General features: G+C 71.0%; 15 protein-coding genes and 2 pseudogenes. 10 read left to right on the top strand and 7 right to left on the bottom strand.

Going from position 1 to position 14070, the window contains the following annotated elements; all coding sequences use genetic code 11:
• The first annotated feature begins 138 nt into the window (after positions 1-138).
• Positions 139-972 carry a MerR family transcriptional regulator gene (locus J4557_RS44680; protein WP_208273258.1) on the top strand — a complete coding sequence of 278 codons (834 nt, stop codon included), beginning with the start codon at positions 139-141 and terminating at the stop codon, positions 970-972.
• 194 nt (positions 973-1166) lie between these two features.
• Entirely contained in the window at positions 1167-2021 is an 855-nt protein-coding gene (locus J4557_RS44685) for an alpha/beta fold hydrolase (RefSeq protein WP_243777353.1), read from the top strand.
• A 22-nt stretch (positions 2022-2043) separates the two neighbouring features.
• On the opposite strand, the gene J4557_RS44690 is transcribed toward J4557_RS44685, so the two are convergent.
• Both J4557_RS44690 and J4557_RS44695 read right to left on the bottom strand, forming a co-directional pair.
• The gene (locus J4557_RS44690) at positions 2044-2469 is read right to left on the bottom strand and encodes a hypothetical protein (RefSeq protein WP_208273260.1); all 426 of its coding nucleotides are present in this window, start codon (positions 2467-2469) and stop codon (positions 2044-2046) included.
• Positions 2470-2821: 352 nt separating this feature from the next.
• Positions 2822-3604: a MerR family transcriptional regulator gene (locus tag J4557_RS44695; RefSeq protein ID WP_208273263.1), complete on the bottom strand. Its 783-nt coding sequence runs from the start codon at positions 3602-3604 to the stop codon at positions 2822-2824.
• Positions 3605-3653: 49 nt separating this feature from the next.
• Between J4557_RS44695 and J4557_RS44700 the strand changes: the two genes are divergently transcribed.
• Positions 3654-5306 carry an amidohydrolase family protein gene (locus J4557_RS44700; protein ID WP_208273265.1) on the top strand — a complete coding sequence of 551 codons (1653 nt, stop codon included), beginning with the start codon at positions 3654-3656 and terminating at the stop codon, positions 5304-5306.
• Between the two features lie 40 nt (positions 5307-5346).
• On the opposite strand, the gene J4557_RS44705 is transcribed toward J4557_RS44700, so the two are convergent.
• Positions 5347-6327, bottom strand: coding sequence for an RNA polymerase subunit sigma-70 (locus tag J4557_RS44705; protein ID WP_307800569.1), 981 nt, complete (start codon positions 6325-6327; stop codon positions 5347-5349).
• 60 nt (positions 6328-6387) lie between these two features.
• On the opposite strand from J4557_RS44705, the gene J4557_RS44710 reads away from it, so the two are divergent.
• The 6 genes from J4557_RS44710 to J4557_RS44735 all read left to right on the top strand — a co-directional run bounded on the left by J4557_RS44710 (position 6388) and on the right by J4557_RS44735 (position 11394).
• On the top strand, positions 6388-6765 hold the full coding sequence (locus J4557_RS44710) for a nuclear transport factor 2 family protein (RefSeq protein ID WP_208273268.1): 378 nt from the start codon (positions 6388-6390) through the stop codon (positions 6763-6765).
• 665 nt (positions 6766-7430) lie between these two features.
• A complete protein-coding gene (ilvE, locus tag J4557_RS44715; RefSeq protein WP_208273270.1) occupies positions 7431-8366 on the top strand; it encodes a branched-chain-amino-acid transaminase in 936 nt (311 codons plus the stop codon).
• The gene (locus J4557_RS50435; RefSeq protein WP_208273271.1) at positions 8363-8773 is read left to right on the top strand and encodes a cupin domain-containing protein; all 411 of its coding nucleotides are present in this window, start codon (positions 8363-8365) and stop codon (positions 8771-8773) included. The genes ilvE and J4557_RS50435 overlap by 4 nt, the downstream gene beginning before the upstream one ends.
• On the top strand, positions 8770-9717 hold the full coding sequence (locus tag J4557_RS44725; RefSeq protein ID WP_208273273.1) for a zinc-binding dehydrogenase: 948 nt from the start codon (positions 8770-8772) through the stop codon (positions 9715-9717). The genes J4557_RS50435 and J4557_RS44725 overlap by 4 nt, the downstream gene beginning before the upstream one ends.
• A 196-nt stretch (positions 9718-9913) precedes the next feature.
• Positions 9914-10903: a LysR family transcriptional regulator gene (locus tag J4557_RS44730; protein WP_208273275.1), complete on the top strand. Its 990-nt coding sequence runs from the start codon at positions 9914-9916 to the stop codon at positions 10901-10903.
• A gap of 8 nt (positions 10904-10911) precedes the next feature.
• Positions 10912-11394, top strand: coding sequence for a MarR family winged helix-turn-helix transcriptional regulator (locus J4557_RS44735; protein ID WP_208273276.1), 483 nt, complete (start codon positions 10912-10914; stop codon positions 11392-11394).
• Positions 11395-12058: 664 nt separating this feature from the next.
• Here J4557_RS44735 and J4557_RS44740 read toward each other — a convergent pair.
• From J4557_RS44740 to J4557_RS44750, 3 genes are all read right to left on the bottom strand, one after another.
• Positions 12059-12256, bottom strand: coding sequence for a carboxymuconolactone decarboxylase family protein (locus J4557_RS44740; RefSeq protein ID WP_208273277.1), 198 nt, complete (start codon positions 12254-12256; stop codon positions 12059-12061).
• A 60-nt stretch (positions 12257-12316) separates the two neighbouring features.
• Positions 12317-13152 (bottom strand): IS5 family transposase gene (locus J4557_RS44745; protein ID WP_372442592.1). Its coding sequence is split into 2 segments (ribosomal slippage): positions 12317-12894 and positions 12894-13152, totalling 837 coding nucleotides; the frame shifts between segments, so codons are not numbered across the junction.
• Positions 13153-13229: 77 nt separating this feature from the next.
• The gene (locus J4557_RS44750) at positions 13230-13787 is read right to left on the bottom strand and encodes a hypothetical protein (RefSeq protein WP_208273278.1); all 558 of its coding nucleotides are present in this window, start codon (positions 13785-13787) and stop codon (positions 13230-13232) included.
• 17 nt (positions 13788-13804) lie between these two features.
• Here J4557_RS44750 and J4557_RS44755 point away from each other — a divergent pair.
• Positions 13805-13948 (top strand): annotated as a pseudogene (locus J4557_RS44755) (IS5-like element IS4811 family transposase); the annotation flags it as partial.
• Here the strand turns inward: J4557_RS44755 and J4557_RS44760 are convergent.
• Positions 13946-14070 (bottom strand): annotated as a pseudogene (locus J4557_RS44760) (IS481 family transposase); the annotation flags it as partial. The pseudogenes J4557_RS44755 and J4557_RS44760 sit on opposite strands and share 3 nt — an antisense overlap.

Here is a 14070-nt window from a genome sequence, read left to right on the forward strand (position 1 = left end):
TCGGACATTCGTGCAGACGAACGTTGTGACCCGCTCACGGAATCGTCGCCGTGTCCGGCGTGCGCTTGACCTTCACCTTTGGGAAAGCCGCACTGTGGTCGTCACCGGGCACCCCGCCCGGGAACGAGGGAGCCGTCCATGGAGCCGATCAGCATCGGTGAGTTCGCGCGTCTGTCACGTTTGTCGCCCAAGGCGCTGCGCCTGTACGACGAACTCAGGCTGCTGGTGCCGGCCCGCGTCGACCCGGACACCGGTTACCGCTGGTACGCGGCCCCGCAACTGCACCAGGCCCGCCTGGTGGCCTCGCTGCGCCGGATCGGCGTTCCGCTGGCCCGGATCAAGGACATCCTGGCCCTGGAGCCGGTGCCGGCAGCCGAGGAGATCAGCGCGTACTGGGCCGGGGCCGAGGCCGAGCACGCCGCACGGCGGGAACTGGCCGGCCACCTCGTCGACCGTTTTCGCGGAAGGAAGTCCGCCATGGACGAGGTCGCCATTCGCGACATGCCCGCGCGCCGCCTGCTCAGCATCATCCGCAGGGTGCATCAGGACGAGCTGCTGCCAACGGGCCGGGAACTGTTCATCCGCCGCCTCCGGGGCGGCGACGTCCCCCGGATCGACGGGCTCGTCGGAGCACCCTTCATGATCTTCCACGGCGAGGTGAGCGGCGACAGCGACGGCCCCGTCGAGTGGTGCTGGCCCGTCCCCGACGACCAGGCCGAGGCGATCGCTGCCCGGTTCCCCGACCTGACCCTGCACACCGAGCCGGCCCACCAGGAGGCCTACATCCGCCCGGAGGGGCCCGCCGCCCAGTGGGGCAGCGGGACCCAGGCCGAGCTCGCCATCGAGGCGCTGGCCGCCTGGGCCTCGGAGCAGCAGTGGCAGCCGTCCGGAGCCATCCGGCTCCTCCTCATCCCCGACCCGGCGAGCGAGGGGGCCGGACCGGACGGCGAGTTCGCCCTGCCGTTGCGCTGACCCGGGCTCAGACCTGTGCTGTGGAACGCATCGCGATTCGCGGCCGCCGCCGTGGCGGTTGTCCCCCGTCCGAGCTACCCGCGAATGTCCACCCTGCGGGGATGATGCACGGCCGGCCGGATCCATAGCGTTCTGCCCGTGGCCGCGCCATTCCGGTCGGCGCGAAATCTTCACTGGAGGACATGGTGTTTCGCATGCTCAAAAAGACCGCTGTGGTCGCCGTTTGCTGCTCGGTGGCGGGGGCGGGCCTCGCCGGCTGCGACGACGACTCCGGCGCGTTCCACGAAGGCCTGCTCGCCGGGACCAAGAAGATCAACGTCGCGGGCTATTCGGTGAATGTGTCCTGCACGGGGGACGCGGCGGAGGGCAAGCCGGTCATCTTCCTGATGCCCGGCCTTGGCGACGGAATGGACAAGATGGCCGCTCTCCAGAGGACACTGAGCGAGAAGAACTGGGTCTGCGTCTACGACCGGCTCGGCGAGGGCAAGAGCGACAAGCCGAGGGGGCCGCAGAGCATCGCCAGCTCGGGGAAGGTCCTGACGGCGGTGCTCGCCCGGGTCACCGCCGGCCGTCCGGTCGTCCTGGCCGGGCACTCGCTCGGCGGGATGATCGCCGCCAGGTACGCTCCCGACCACCGCGACATGGTCAAGGGACTGGTCCTGATGGACGCGACGACGCCGCACTCGGTCGCCGACGTCACGAAGGGGATCCCCGCGTCCGCGACCGGCCCCGCGGCCCAGCTCCGCGCGCAGACTCTGGCGGTCGACGCGGGGGACAACCCGGAAAAGCTCGCCATCGCCGATGGGGAGGTCCGCTCCGCCGGGAACATCCCGGTCGAGGTGATCCAGCACGGGAAGAAGTACCTGGCGGCGGTTCCCGTGTACGGCCCGCGTCTGGAGCGGGACTGGTCGGCGGGCCAGCACAAGTGGCTCGCGATCTCCAGCCGCAGCAGGCTGAGCACCGCCACGAACAGCCAGCACTACATCTACGTCGACCAGCCCGCGATCGCCGTCCAGGCCATCCAGCGCGTCGCCGCGCAGGTCAAGTGACCGCCCCGGGCCGGGGGCGTGCTCAGTAAGCGATGTAGATGTGGGAGACCCGCAGCGCGTTCCAGGCGCGGAACAGGGGAGTGAAGGCGTTGTTGCCGATGGGCACCTGGCAGTGCCCTCCTCCCGAGCCGCACTTGACCCAGTAGGCCTGGCCTCGGGTGTTGTAGGTCCTGACCTGGAGGGCGGCGTAGGAGTCGGTCGCGGTCCAGCGGAAGCCGTGCCAGGCGCCGGGTCTGCCGAGGAGCGCGCACGAGCCCCGCGCGTAGGTCCACCGCGCCGGGGTGGCGGGGAGGTTGGCCCCGCAGCCCTTTCGTGCAGCCGGCGCTTCGGCCTTGGCCCTGGTGGTGGCGGTGGCGGCCGAGGCGGCGTTACCGGGAGCGAGCGTCCCGGTGGCGGTCAGAGCCAGAGCGGACGCCAGGGCGGTGGCCTTCCGCGTGGTCGATGACATCTCGTTCCTCCCGAAAGGGTGCTGACACGAGCCGAAGCCGTAGACAGCGTACGGTGAACAGGCTGTCACGTTAAGGAGTCGCCTTGAGGTTCTGTCCCGCGCGTCACAGCCGACAGGCCGTGGAAGTAGACCGGCGCGGGTCGGGGGTTGAGGACATCGGAACGGAGACCGAGACGCCGGAGGCCGGCCCATGGCCGCCTCCAAGCAGTACGCCGGCGCCCGCCTCATGGTCGGCGACGTCCAAGCAGCCCGTTTTCGGCTCCACGCAAGGGCCGCCGGTCTGCGGAGACTCGTCAGGCGCGGGCCGGTCCGTCCAGGCTTTCGGACCAGCCTTGGCGTTCGGCGCGCAGCTTCACACGGCGTCGGCGGCCTGTCCGAACCCGAGGCACTGGACGGCGTAGGCGCGGACGGCCTCGGCGAGCCACGGCGGCAGGTCGGGGTCGACGGCGGACACGATGGCGCGCTGCTCGGGGTTGTCGGTGATCAGGTCCGCCAGTGCGTGGTAGCCGGCGGCGTCGGCGGGCCACAGGGCGCGCACTCCCTGGTAGTGCTCGGCGGTCAGTTCGAGCGCCTCGGGCGAGCCGGGGGCCGCCCCGCGGCGCCGGGCCTCGGACATGCGGGTGTACAGGCGGTCGCCCTGCTCGGCGGCGTCCTCGTAGTCGGCGCGGGTCCAGTGGCGGGTGGCCCGCTCGGCGGCGACCATCCGGCTCTCGGCGGCTTGGCCGTAGCGGACGCGCAGGTCCTGGCGCAGGCGCTCCTTGGCCTCGGCCAGCCCGGTGAAGAAGTCCTCGTCGCGTACGGCGCGCTCACCGGACAGGCCGGCGATGGTGCGGTCGACGGTGTCCAGCACGCGGCTGAGGCGGTCACGTTCGGCGGCCAGCTGCTCGCGGTGTCTCCGCAACGCGGTGAGCTCGCTGGACTCGCCGTCCAGGGCCGCGGCGATGTCGCTCAGCGGCATGCCCAGCTCGCGCAGCAGCATGATGCGCTGCAACCGCAGCAACTCCCGGCGCTCGTACCAGCGGTAGCCGTTGGCCGACACGCGGGAGGGCATCAGCAGGCCGATGTCGTGGTAGTGGCGCAGGGTCCGGGACGAGATCCCGGCCATCGCGGCGACCCGGCTGATGGGGTACTCCATGATCGGCAGACTAGACCTTCTCGTTGCGTCAACTTCTAGGGTCGCCGGGGTGAGCGCACATCACCCCTTCACCATCACCGACGTACGCGTCTTCGACGGCTCCGGCGTCCTCGGCGCCACGCACGCGCGCGTCCTCGACGGCCGGATCCACGCCGTCGGCGACGCCTCGATCCAGGGCGCGGACGACGTGCTGGTCGACGGCCGCGGCGGGACGCTGATGCCGGGGCTCATCGACGCGCATGTCCATCTGCTCCCGGGATGCACGCAACTGGCCGCCGTGTTCGGTGTCACCACACTGATCGACCAGTTCAGCAAGCCGGAGGTCATCGAGCCCGAGCGGGCGGCCGTCGGCGCGTCCGCGCGGGGTTCGGGGCCCGTCCGGGCCGACCTGCGGACTTCCGGCGTCGGGGCGACCGCGCCCGGAGGCCATCCCACGATGGCGTACGCGCCCCTGCCGTACGTCACCGGGCCGGCGGACGCGGCCTCCTTCGTCGAGGCGCGTCTGGACGAGGGCGCATCGCACCTCAAGGTCGTCCTCGACGACGGGTCCGGTGCCCTGCTGGACATCCCGACGCTGGACGCCGCGACGGTCGAGGCGCTGGTACGCCGTGCGCACGAGCACCGGTTGCCCGTGGTCGCCCACGCCTCGACGGCCGCCGGAGCGGTCACGGTGGCCCGGTGCGGTGTGGACGTGCTGGCGCACGCGCCGTTCGACCGCATGAGCGACGAGCAGGTCGCCGAGGTGGCCGGCGCGGGCTGCGCGCTGATCGCCACGTTGAGCGTGGTGGACGGCTTCCCCGGCCCCGACGGCGTCCTGCCGCTGCTGGCCGAGCCCGGCCTTGTCGAGCGCCTGCCCGCACGCTGGCGCAAGGTCCTGGACGCCCAGTCCCGCCGGTGGATGCCGCCTCAACCGCCCGACGGCGCCGCGGCACGGCGCAACACCCTCGCGCTGTTCCGGGCGGGCACGCCGGTGCTGGCCGGTACCGACACGCCCAACCCGGGCCTGGTGTTCGGGGCGAGCCTGCACCGCGAACTACGGCACCTGGTCGCCGCCGGGCTCGGACCGACCGAGGCACTGGCCGCCGCCACCGCCGTCCCCGCCGAGGTCTTCGGACTGAGCGACCGGGGCCGGGTGGCGCCCGGCCTGCGCGCCGACCTGGTCCTGGTGGACGGCGATCCGACCGCGCGCATCGAGGCCACCCAGAACCTGCGAGGCGCCTGGGTCGCCGGATGCCGCGTCGATCCCGGCGCCTATCCCGGCAGCCGGACCGAGCGGGAGGGCATCGCCGCGCTCCGGGCGACCAACGAGAAGATCATGTCGGCCATGCGGGAGCGCTGGCCCGGCCTGCCCGCGCCCGAACAGGTGGAACGGGAGGACGGCGAGATCTTGGGCCGGGTGGTGCCCACCGCGGCCGGCTGGCAGGCCACCACCGTCTTCGGGGCTCCGCTCGGTGCGGTCACCAGCCGTGAGGAGGCCGTCGAAACCCTCCATGCGACGGGGTTGTCCAGCCTGGCCGAGCCGTGGTGGGCGCGACCGGTGGGACGGCCGGGATGGCAACGTGCCCATCTGATGGAGGTGCGTCCCGACCGTGTCCGCCTGCGATGGGCCGATCCGTTGGCCGAGCAGCCCGCCTCCGGGCAGTGGTTCGACATCGATGACCTCGACCTGTCCTACGACAGGCCCCGTGCCTGCCGGAAATGACGTCCGTAAGCATCGGCCTCATCACCGGATCCGCCGTTCATCAGACACTCCCCGAGGAGCGAAGGCCCGCGGCAGAAGGGACGAAGTGATGCTGCAGGCGGTCGTCAAGGAACCGGGTGATGCGGTGGATGCGATCGCCGGAGAGCGCTAGAACGATCACGCTGGTGGGCTGCGCACTGGCGTCGGCCAGCCGGCATGTGAAGGCCGGCTGCCCGTTGGCGCGGGTCGGGCGCAGCTCGAAACGCCGTCCCGCGCGCCATTCGGCGCTCGCCCGCAGGAACGCCGCGATCGCCGCCGCGCCGCGGTACTCGTGGGGGGCGGGCGGCATGGCCAGCCATGCGTCATCGGTGAGAAGGGCGAGCAGCGCGTCGACGTCGTCGGTGGAGAAGGCTTCGGCGAAGCGCTGCGTCAAGCGGCGCTCTTCCGCCGACCCTGGCGTCGGGGGCTCGGCCCGGGCGTCGCGGCGCTGCCGGTCGAGTGAGGAACGGGCCCGTTGCAGCAGCCCCTTGACGGCCGTCGGCGTCGCTCCGAGCATCGGTGCCGCCTCACCGAGCGGATAGCCGAGCACGTCGCAGATCACCAGGGCGGCGGCCTGCCGCGGCGGCAGTCGCTGGAGCGCGGCGACGAAGGCCAACTCGATCGCCTCCCGGGCGATGTAGCGCGCCTCGGGACCGGGGTCGACGTCAGGGGCCTCGTCCAGGAGCGTGTCCGGGAAAGGCTGCAGCCACGGCACGTCGCCGTGGCGGCTGGGCGGCGGCGGCCGGAACGGCGGTTCGGGGGCGAGCGGGATCCGCCGCCCGCGGTCGCGCATCGCGTTGAGGCAGCGGTTGGTGGCGATGCGGTACAGCCATGCGCGCGCCGCTTGGCGCTGCTGCAGGCCCTCAAAGCCGCGCCAGGCCGCCAGGAGCGTCTCCTGCAGGACGTCCTCCGCGTCGGTCAGCGAGCCGAGCAGCCGGTAGCAGTGCACCAGAAGCTCGTGCCGGTGTGCCTCCAGCAGCTCGCCGAACTCGATCTTCCCCACGGACCGTTCCGTTCCGCCGTTCACCGGTGTCCTTACAGAGAGAACTGGAAGGAGATCATCATGACCAGCCCAGCATTGCAGGTCGCCCTGGCCTACCACCGCGCGTGGACGGGCGGTGACCTGGACGCGGCGATGGCCCTCGTCGCGGACGACGTCGTGTGCGACGCCCCGGCGGGTCGGATCGACGGCGTCCTGGCCTACCGGGAGTTCCTGACGCCGTTCGCGCTGCGGTTCCTCATCAGGACGGAGATGATCGCCGCGTTCGGGGACGAGAACACGGCCATGCTCATGTACGACGCCGAGACCGTCCCGGCCAGAAGCGCACCGGCGGCCGAGTGCCTCAGCGTCCGGCACGAAAAGATCGTTCACAACCGGTTCGTGTTCGACCGCACGCCGTTCGACGAGTTCCGCAGGCGCCAGGCGCTGGTCCGCCCATGACGGCTGACGGGACGCGGTCGCACGACCGCCTCTGAGGGGATGCTGACCGGCCGGGTCCAAGTCCGTTGATCGCTTGGCCGCCGCTGGCGCACCAGCGGCGGCCGAAGACGCCGGACTCCTGGCCGGTCACGCAGGCGCATTCACGGGCATACGCCCACACCAACGGCCCTTCCACGATCCAAGCCGCCGTAACCATTCAAGGCTGGTCAGCGGGGGTGATGCCGCGCCATTGTTCAGGCGAGCCGACGCGGCTTTCGGGTGGCCTGCGGTGCTTGTAGACGGCTGGGGTGAAGGCCCGTGCGTGCCCGCCGTGGGGATTTCGTCCGCACTTCACATTCCAGCGGTGTGTGCTGGTCTATTTACGGCCTCTGCGGCCTCGCGCGTCAGGTTGAATTCGAGAGTTCGGCACTGCTGCGACGTAAGTGAATTCGCATTGACATGCCGGCGCGTGCGCGGCTTGCGCTGCGTCCTGGCAGGGCTTTGCGTCCAGCAAGGGCCAAGGCATCGCCTACAGGACCGCTGAAGGCTTTTTTAAGAAGCCTTCGATTGTGCTTAACGCGGCGACCGGCTTAACGTGCTGCTGACAGACGGCCTTCAGCGAAGGTGAGGTCAGTGCATTGAGTGTCCAGGCAGAAGTCGGACCACGAGGTCGCGCCGTTTTCGGGGTGCCCTACGACGTGGTCTTCGTCGATGGCGAATTCGTTTCGTCGGATGCGGCGAGACCGAGTGTTCTCGCGAACGTCGTCTCTTACGGAACCGGAACCTTCGAGGGGATCCGGGCCATGTGGAACCAGGAGCGGGGAGACCTCTTCCTCCTGGAGGCGCCGGCGCACTACGAGCGGCTGGAGCGTTCCGCGCGCATCCTCGGCCTCCGGCTGCCGTATCCGCCCGCGGACCTGGTGGCGGCGACCTGTGAACTGCTGCGCCGGAACGACGTGCGCGCCGACAGCTACGTCCGCCCGTTGCTGTTCCTGGCCGGTGAGCAGCTCGCCGTCCGGATGCACGATTCGGGCAGCCGGCTGTGCATCCCGGCCACCCCGATGCCCGGCGACTACATCGACCCGCGGGGCATCCGGTGCATGGTGAGCACCTGGCGGCGCGGCACGGACGTCGCCGCGCCCAACCGCGCCAAGGTGATCGGGAGCTATGTCGGCCCCGCGCTGGCCAAGACGGAGGCGATCCAGCGGGGATTCGACGAGGCCTTGCTGCTGACCACCGACGGCCATGTGGCCGAAGCGACGACGTCGAACATCCTGGTGCGTTCCGGGGACGAGTGGGCCACGCCCGCCGCGACCGACGACATCCTCGAGGGGATCACCCGCCGCCAGGTGACCGAACTGCTGTCCGAGGACTTCGGTGTCACCGTCGTCCAGCGTCGTGTCCACCGCTCGGAGCTGTACGCCTGCGACGAGGCGCTGCTGTGCGGCACGGCCGCCATGGTCGCCCCGGTCGTCGAGGTGGACGGACGCCGGGTGGGCGACGGGACGCCCGGCGAGACGACCCTGGCCTTGCAGCGCGAACTGTCGTCGATCGCCCGGCGAGGCGGCGACCGGCACCACGAGTGGACCACTCCCGTATTCGGCACGGAGGAGGAGGCGTGAACGAGTCGAGCAGGCCGGCCCGGACGGGGGCGCCGAGCGCCCTGAACGACCTGGGCTCGATCCGGCCACTGCGCATCTGGCAGGACGTCGTCGCCAGGGTCATCGAGAGCGAGCTGATCACGCTGGCGGTCGTGGAGATCCCGCCCGGCGGCCTGGTGCCTGCGCATCGGCACCGGAACGAGCAGGTCGGGCTCTGCCTGTCGGGCTCCCTGCGCTTCACCATCGGCGCGGAGACGCGCGAGTGCGGTCCCGGCGGCATGTGGCGGATCTACGCCGACGTGCCGCACGAGGTGCACGCCGGTGCCGACGGCGCGGTGGTCGTCGAGGCGTTCTCTCCCGTCCGAAGCGACTGGGAAGGTCTGGACTGGGCGCCCGAGTCGCCTCCGCGCTGGCCGGCCGGGTCATGAGGGCCCTGTCCGCGACGGGCGACGACGGCCTGGTCGAGCTAATCCGGGTGCCCGAGCCGTCAGCCGGCGCCGGCGAGGTGCTGGTGGACGTGCGAGCCGTCTCGGTCAACCGGGGCGAGCTGCACCGTCTGACGACGGCGGCCGCAGGCTGGCGGCCGGGCTGGGACTTCGCGGGCGTGGTGGCGGATCAGAAGGCGTCCGGCACCGCGCCGGCCGCCGGTCGCCCGGTTCCGGGCACGCGGGTGTTCGGCATCGCGGACGGCGGGAGCTGGGCCGAGCGGATCGCGGTCCCCGCGGCCCGGCTCGCCGCCATCCCGGACGGGCTCGCGGTCGAGCGGGCGGCGGCGCTGCCGACCGCCGGGCTGACCGCGCTGCGGACGTTGCGCATCCCGGGCGACCTGGCGGGAGCCAGGGTTCTGGTGACGGGCGCGGCCGGCGGGGTCGGACGGTTCGCCGTTCAGCTGGCGCGGCGATGCAAAGCCGAGGTGACGGCGGTGGTCGGCCGGCCCGAGCGGGGGGAGGGGCTCGCCGGGCTCGGCGCCGCCGAGGTCGTCGTCGGCCTCGAAGGGGTGGAAGGGGGGTTCGACCTCGTCTTGGAGGCCGGCGGCGGTGAGTCTCTGCGGGAGGCGCTCCGCCTCGTCGCGCCGCACGGCACCGTGGTCTCCTTCGGCAATTCCTCGCGCGCTCCGACGTCGTTCTCAACGAGCGACTTCTACCCGAAGGAAGCGTCTCTGCGCGGCTTCTATGTGCTGAACGACCTGGACGGCCCCCGCACCGCGGATGACTTGGCCCACCTTGCCCGGCTGGCCGCCACTGGGGAGCTGGCAGTGGACATCGCGGCCGTGGACGATTGGCGGGACGCCCGGGCGACCCTGCACCGATTGCGCGACCGGCGCCTGGCGGGCAAAGCGGTGCTCCTGATGACAAGGGAAAAGCGGGGCTGACAGGCCGAGTTCCCGAGGGAGACCTCGTGAAACATTCGCGAGTGCCGGCTCGTATGTCGCGCACGTCGGTTTCCAGGAGGTGGACGATGACCCGGCGAACGACTCCTCATCGCGGTGGGCATGCTGTCATCCGATCCGGGAAGGGCCTTTCCCCGGCAGCCCGAGAGGTTCCGAACCGCGGTTCTAGCATTACGCCATGCTCGACGTGACGCGGCTGCGTGTGCTCCGGGAGGTGGCGCGGCACGGCTCGCTGACCCGCGCCGCGGAGGCCCTCTCCTTCACCATCTCCGCCGTTTCCCAGCAGATCGCCGTGCTCGAACGGGAGGCGGGAGCGCAGCTGCTCGTGCGGCACGCCCGAGGCGCGCGGCTGACCGAGGCGGGACGGGTTCTGGTGCGGCACGCCGAGGTGGTCCTCGCCGAGCTGCGCGCGGCCGAGACGTCCTTGGCCGCCGTCGCGCACGGGACCGGCGGCCGGCTGCGGCTCGGGTCGTTCACCACGGCGAACGCCACGTTGATGCCCCGGGCGGTGAGCGCGTTCCAGCAGCGGGTCCCCGGAGTGGAGGTCGACCTGACGGAGATCGACCGGGACGAGGCGATGGCCGCGGTCGCCGTGTACGAGCTGGACCTCGCCCTGGTCTACGAGTTCCCGGTGGTGCCGCTGGAGGTTCCGGCGAACGTGGAGCTCAGCCCGCTTCTCGTGGATCCCCTCCACGTCGCGCTTCCGCTCGATCACCGGCTCGCGGACCGCGAGCGGCTCCGGCTGACCGACCTCGCCGAGGACCGCTGGATCCAGGGCGTCCATCACGGCTCGACCATCGACGTCCTTCCGCGCGCCTGCCGGAAGGCGGGTTTCGAGCCGCGGATCGCGTTCCGCACCGACGACCAGATGACGGTGCGGGGTCTCGTCGCGGCGGGCCTGGGCGTCGCCCTCGCCCCGTCGCTCACGCTGTCGGCGACCCCGTCCGGCCTGGTGGTGCGCCCGCTGAGCGAGCCGTCCCTGACCCGGACGGTGGCGGCCGCCACTCCGGCCGGCGAGTACCGGCTGCCCTCCTCGTCGGTCATGATCGAGCATCTTCGCCGGGTCGCCGCCGGGCTGGGACCGCACTGCCTGCCCATCGCGGAGCCCGACCGGCAGGCCGTGCGCCCGAGCCGTCGGCTGGAGACAGGAGGGGGCACATATGTTTGACTTGGTCAATGAACGTCGCGCCGGAGCCTGCCGTGCGGTCGTGTGACGGCGACCTCGTCGGTGACGCGCGGGCGCTCGGCCGCATGTACCGGTATCTGGTGGACGGTCTGCGGCTCAGCTGGGAGAACACCCCGTACTCCGTGACCGAGGGCTGGGTGATCGTCGAGCTGGCGCAGCGGGACGTCACCGAGGTGATGGAGCTGCGTCGGCGGATCGGCATGGACCCCGGGTACCTCAGCCGCGTCCTGGCCCGCTTCCAGGCCGACAGGCTGATCACCAGGGACAGAGCGCCCGAGAACAGGCGCTTCCAGACGGTCCGGCTGACCCGGCGCGGCCGCGCCGCCTTCGAGGTCATCGAGGACCGCATGGCGGAGGCCCTGCGCGCCCGGCTGAGCGCGTTCCCGGAGAGCGACCGGCGGCGGATCGTCGAGGCGATGACGTCGATCAGCGGCGCGGTCGAACATGCCCTTGGAGGCCGATGTGCCCCTTGAAGCGCTCGAGAGCAGCCGGAACCGGCTGCTCTCGAAAAGCGCGTGCTCAAGGACCTCATCCCGCGCCATCGGGGGATGAAGGTGCGACCGGCTCGCCCAGCGGATGGGGTCCCGGCCCGACGGCGAGATCGGCGCGATGCTCTCCGCGCACGGCGAAGCGATCGCCCGCGACGTCCTGGCCCGCGCGGTCACCCTTGGCGGCGGTTTCGGTGATACGCCGCCGGTTCGTCATCGGACGCGGCGCCGTCCTGGTCACCGTGCTGCGATGACCGTCGGCCGAAGTGAGGGATGGCGCATGGGCGATAGCGACAGACACGCCCACCGAAAGGGCGGCCGGGAGGCTGTCCGATGACTGACACACCAAGTGACCGGCGAACGAGGGACGAGGTTCAACCGATCGGCGGTCCCTCTGGTGGGGCCGGCGAGCTCGGGGTGGGGGCTGGCCACGAACTCGCCGGCGGGGATGAGGCGGGCATCGGGCAGGTCGGCGTCGTCGACGCCGGTGGTTCGGGACATCGGCACGACCTGGTGTCTCCGTTCAGCCCGCCCACGACGTGGCGTCGCGGCCGCTCCTGCCACTGCAACGCTGCGGTACTGGGCGGCATTTGCGGGTTAGGGCGCCACAACCATTCGGAGCGGAGCCCGTCGCTTGAGGTCGGTGGCGTTACTCGCTGTAGTTCTGGCCTGGGGGCATGCCCGGGATCGGCTTGGCGATGAGAGCCGCGGGTGTGAAGAAGCCGATATGGGCGATCGCCATGATCAGTGACCAGAGCGCCTTGTCGTCGTAATGCGCCGACGCCTTGGCGTGCAACTCGTCCGGCACGCGTTCCCCGGACGGGTTGGGGGACAGGACGGCCTCCACCAGTTCCAGCGCGACCCGCTCGGCGGCCGTGAAGTAAGTGCGTGTTTGAGAAGGGTCTTGTCAGGTGTATTCGAGGTGGCGTCGGTGTTGACGGACGGTGGGGCGTCCGCCGCGGGCTAGGCGGCGGGTCATGAGGCCGATGGCGGCCCAGCGGATCATGGCTTCGGATGTGGCGGGGTGGCGTTCGTAGTGGCGGGCGAGTCGCCGGTGCGCGGTCAGCCAGGCCAGCGTCCGCTCCACTGCCCATCTGCGGGGTAGCACTGCGAAGCCCTTCTGGTCTGGGGGTTTGCGGACGGTGCTGATCGTGGTGGCCAGCACGTCGTGGGCCCAGTCGACGAGGCGTCCGGCGAAGCCGGCGTCGGCGAAGACGAATCGGCAGGCGGGTGCGGTCAGGTACGCGCCGAGCAGGGCGGTCTTGGCGCCGTCGCGATCTTGGACGCTGGCGGCGCACACGGTGACGGTGAGCAGCAGGCCGAGGGTGTCGGTGACGATGAACCGTTTCCGCCCGTTGATCTTCTTGCCCGCGTCGTAGCCGCGCGTGTCGCGGCCAACGGTGTCGGCCCCCTTCACGCTCTGGGAGTCGATGATCCCCGCCGTCGGCTGCCCGCCCCGCCCGTCGACGTGGCGACCTGCTGCCGCAGTACGTCCAGCATCCGCAGCGTGACACGGCGTTTCTCCCAGCGCACGAAGTACCAGTACACCGTCTGCCACGGCGGGAGATCCGCCGGCAACGCCCGCCACGCGCACCCGGTCCGCACCACATACGAGATCGCATCCACCACCGCCCGCCGCGAATGCTTCTCCGGCCGCCCACCCTCCCCAGGCGGCGGCAACAGCGGCTCAACCAACGCCCACTCATCATCGGACAGATCTGAGGGATAACACGACCTCCGCATCACCCCGGCATCCTGACCGAACCACCCCACTGATCACGCAGACACACCAAACGAGATCAACTTCTCAGAACATGCACTCAGGCAGGTGGGCGCCGGGCCGTGAAATACCGGTTGGACCGCCTCAGGAAGACCAGCGGGATGAATGCGGCCATCGCGAGCAGATCCAGGGCGCTTCGCGCGTAGTCCAGTACGAGGTACGAGCTCGGGAACTCAAAGAATGGGGGCATGTCCGCGGTCGTGAAGCCCTGGGTGTCGCCCCGGATCAGCGCGACGAGGCTGGACAGGGCCCACAGGGAGGCGAACACGGTCAGCGTGATCCGCGCCCAGTGTCGGCCGCTGCGCATCTTGAAGCCGAGCAGGATCCAGAGGCCGCTCAGGAGCAGGTAGACGACCGTGAAGAAGATGAACAAGTCGAGCAGGAGCCCGTTCACCTTGTCATGGAGTTCGACCATCGACGCCTGAGCGTCCCCGCCCGTCGTGCCGAACACGTCGTCCACAGCCCTCTTCACGACCACGAAGCCGGCCACGTTGAGCACGGTCGCCAGCGGCGGCACCACGACCGCGATCCAGAACGCGATCTCCACCGCGGCCGGTCGCCTGCCGGTGAAACCGTACGCCCGCGGCGGCGAAGTCATGCGACAGAACCGTAGCAGTGCTACCCCGCAGATGGGCAGTGGAGCGGACGCTGGCCTGGCTGACCGCGCACCGGCGACTCGCCCGCCGCTACGAACGCCACCCCGCCACATCCGAAGCCATGATCCGCTGGGCCGCCATCGGCCTCATGACCCGCCGCCTAGCTGTTCTGTCTATGGAGGTTGGGGACGCGGCTGGCGGGTGGTTGGCCGTCGAGTGCGGTGTGGCCGCGGTGGTGATTGTAGGTGTGCAGCCATTGCGGGAGTGCTCGGCGGCGTTCGGCTT

Origin of the sequence: Actinomadura nitritigenes (assembly GCF_017573545.1) — a bacterium.
In the GTDB taxonomy this organism is placed as follows: domain Bacteria; phylum Actinomycetota; class Actinomycetes; order Streptosporangiales; family Streptosporangiaceae; genus Spirillospora; species Spirillospora nitritigenes.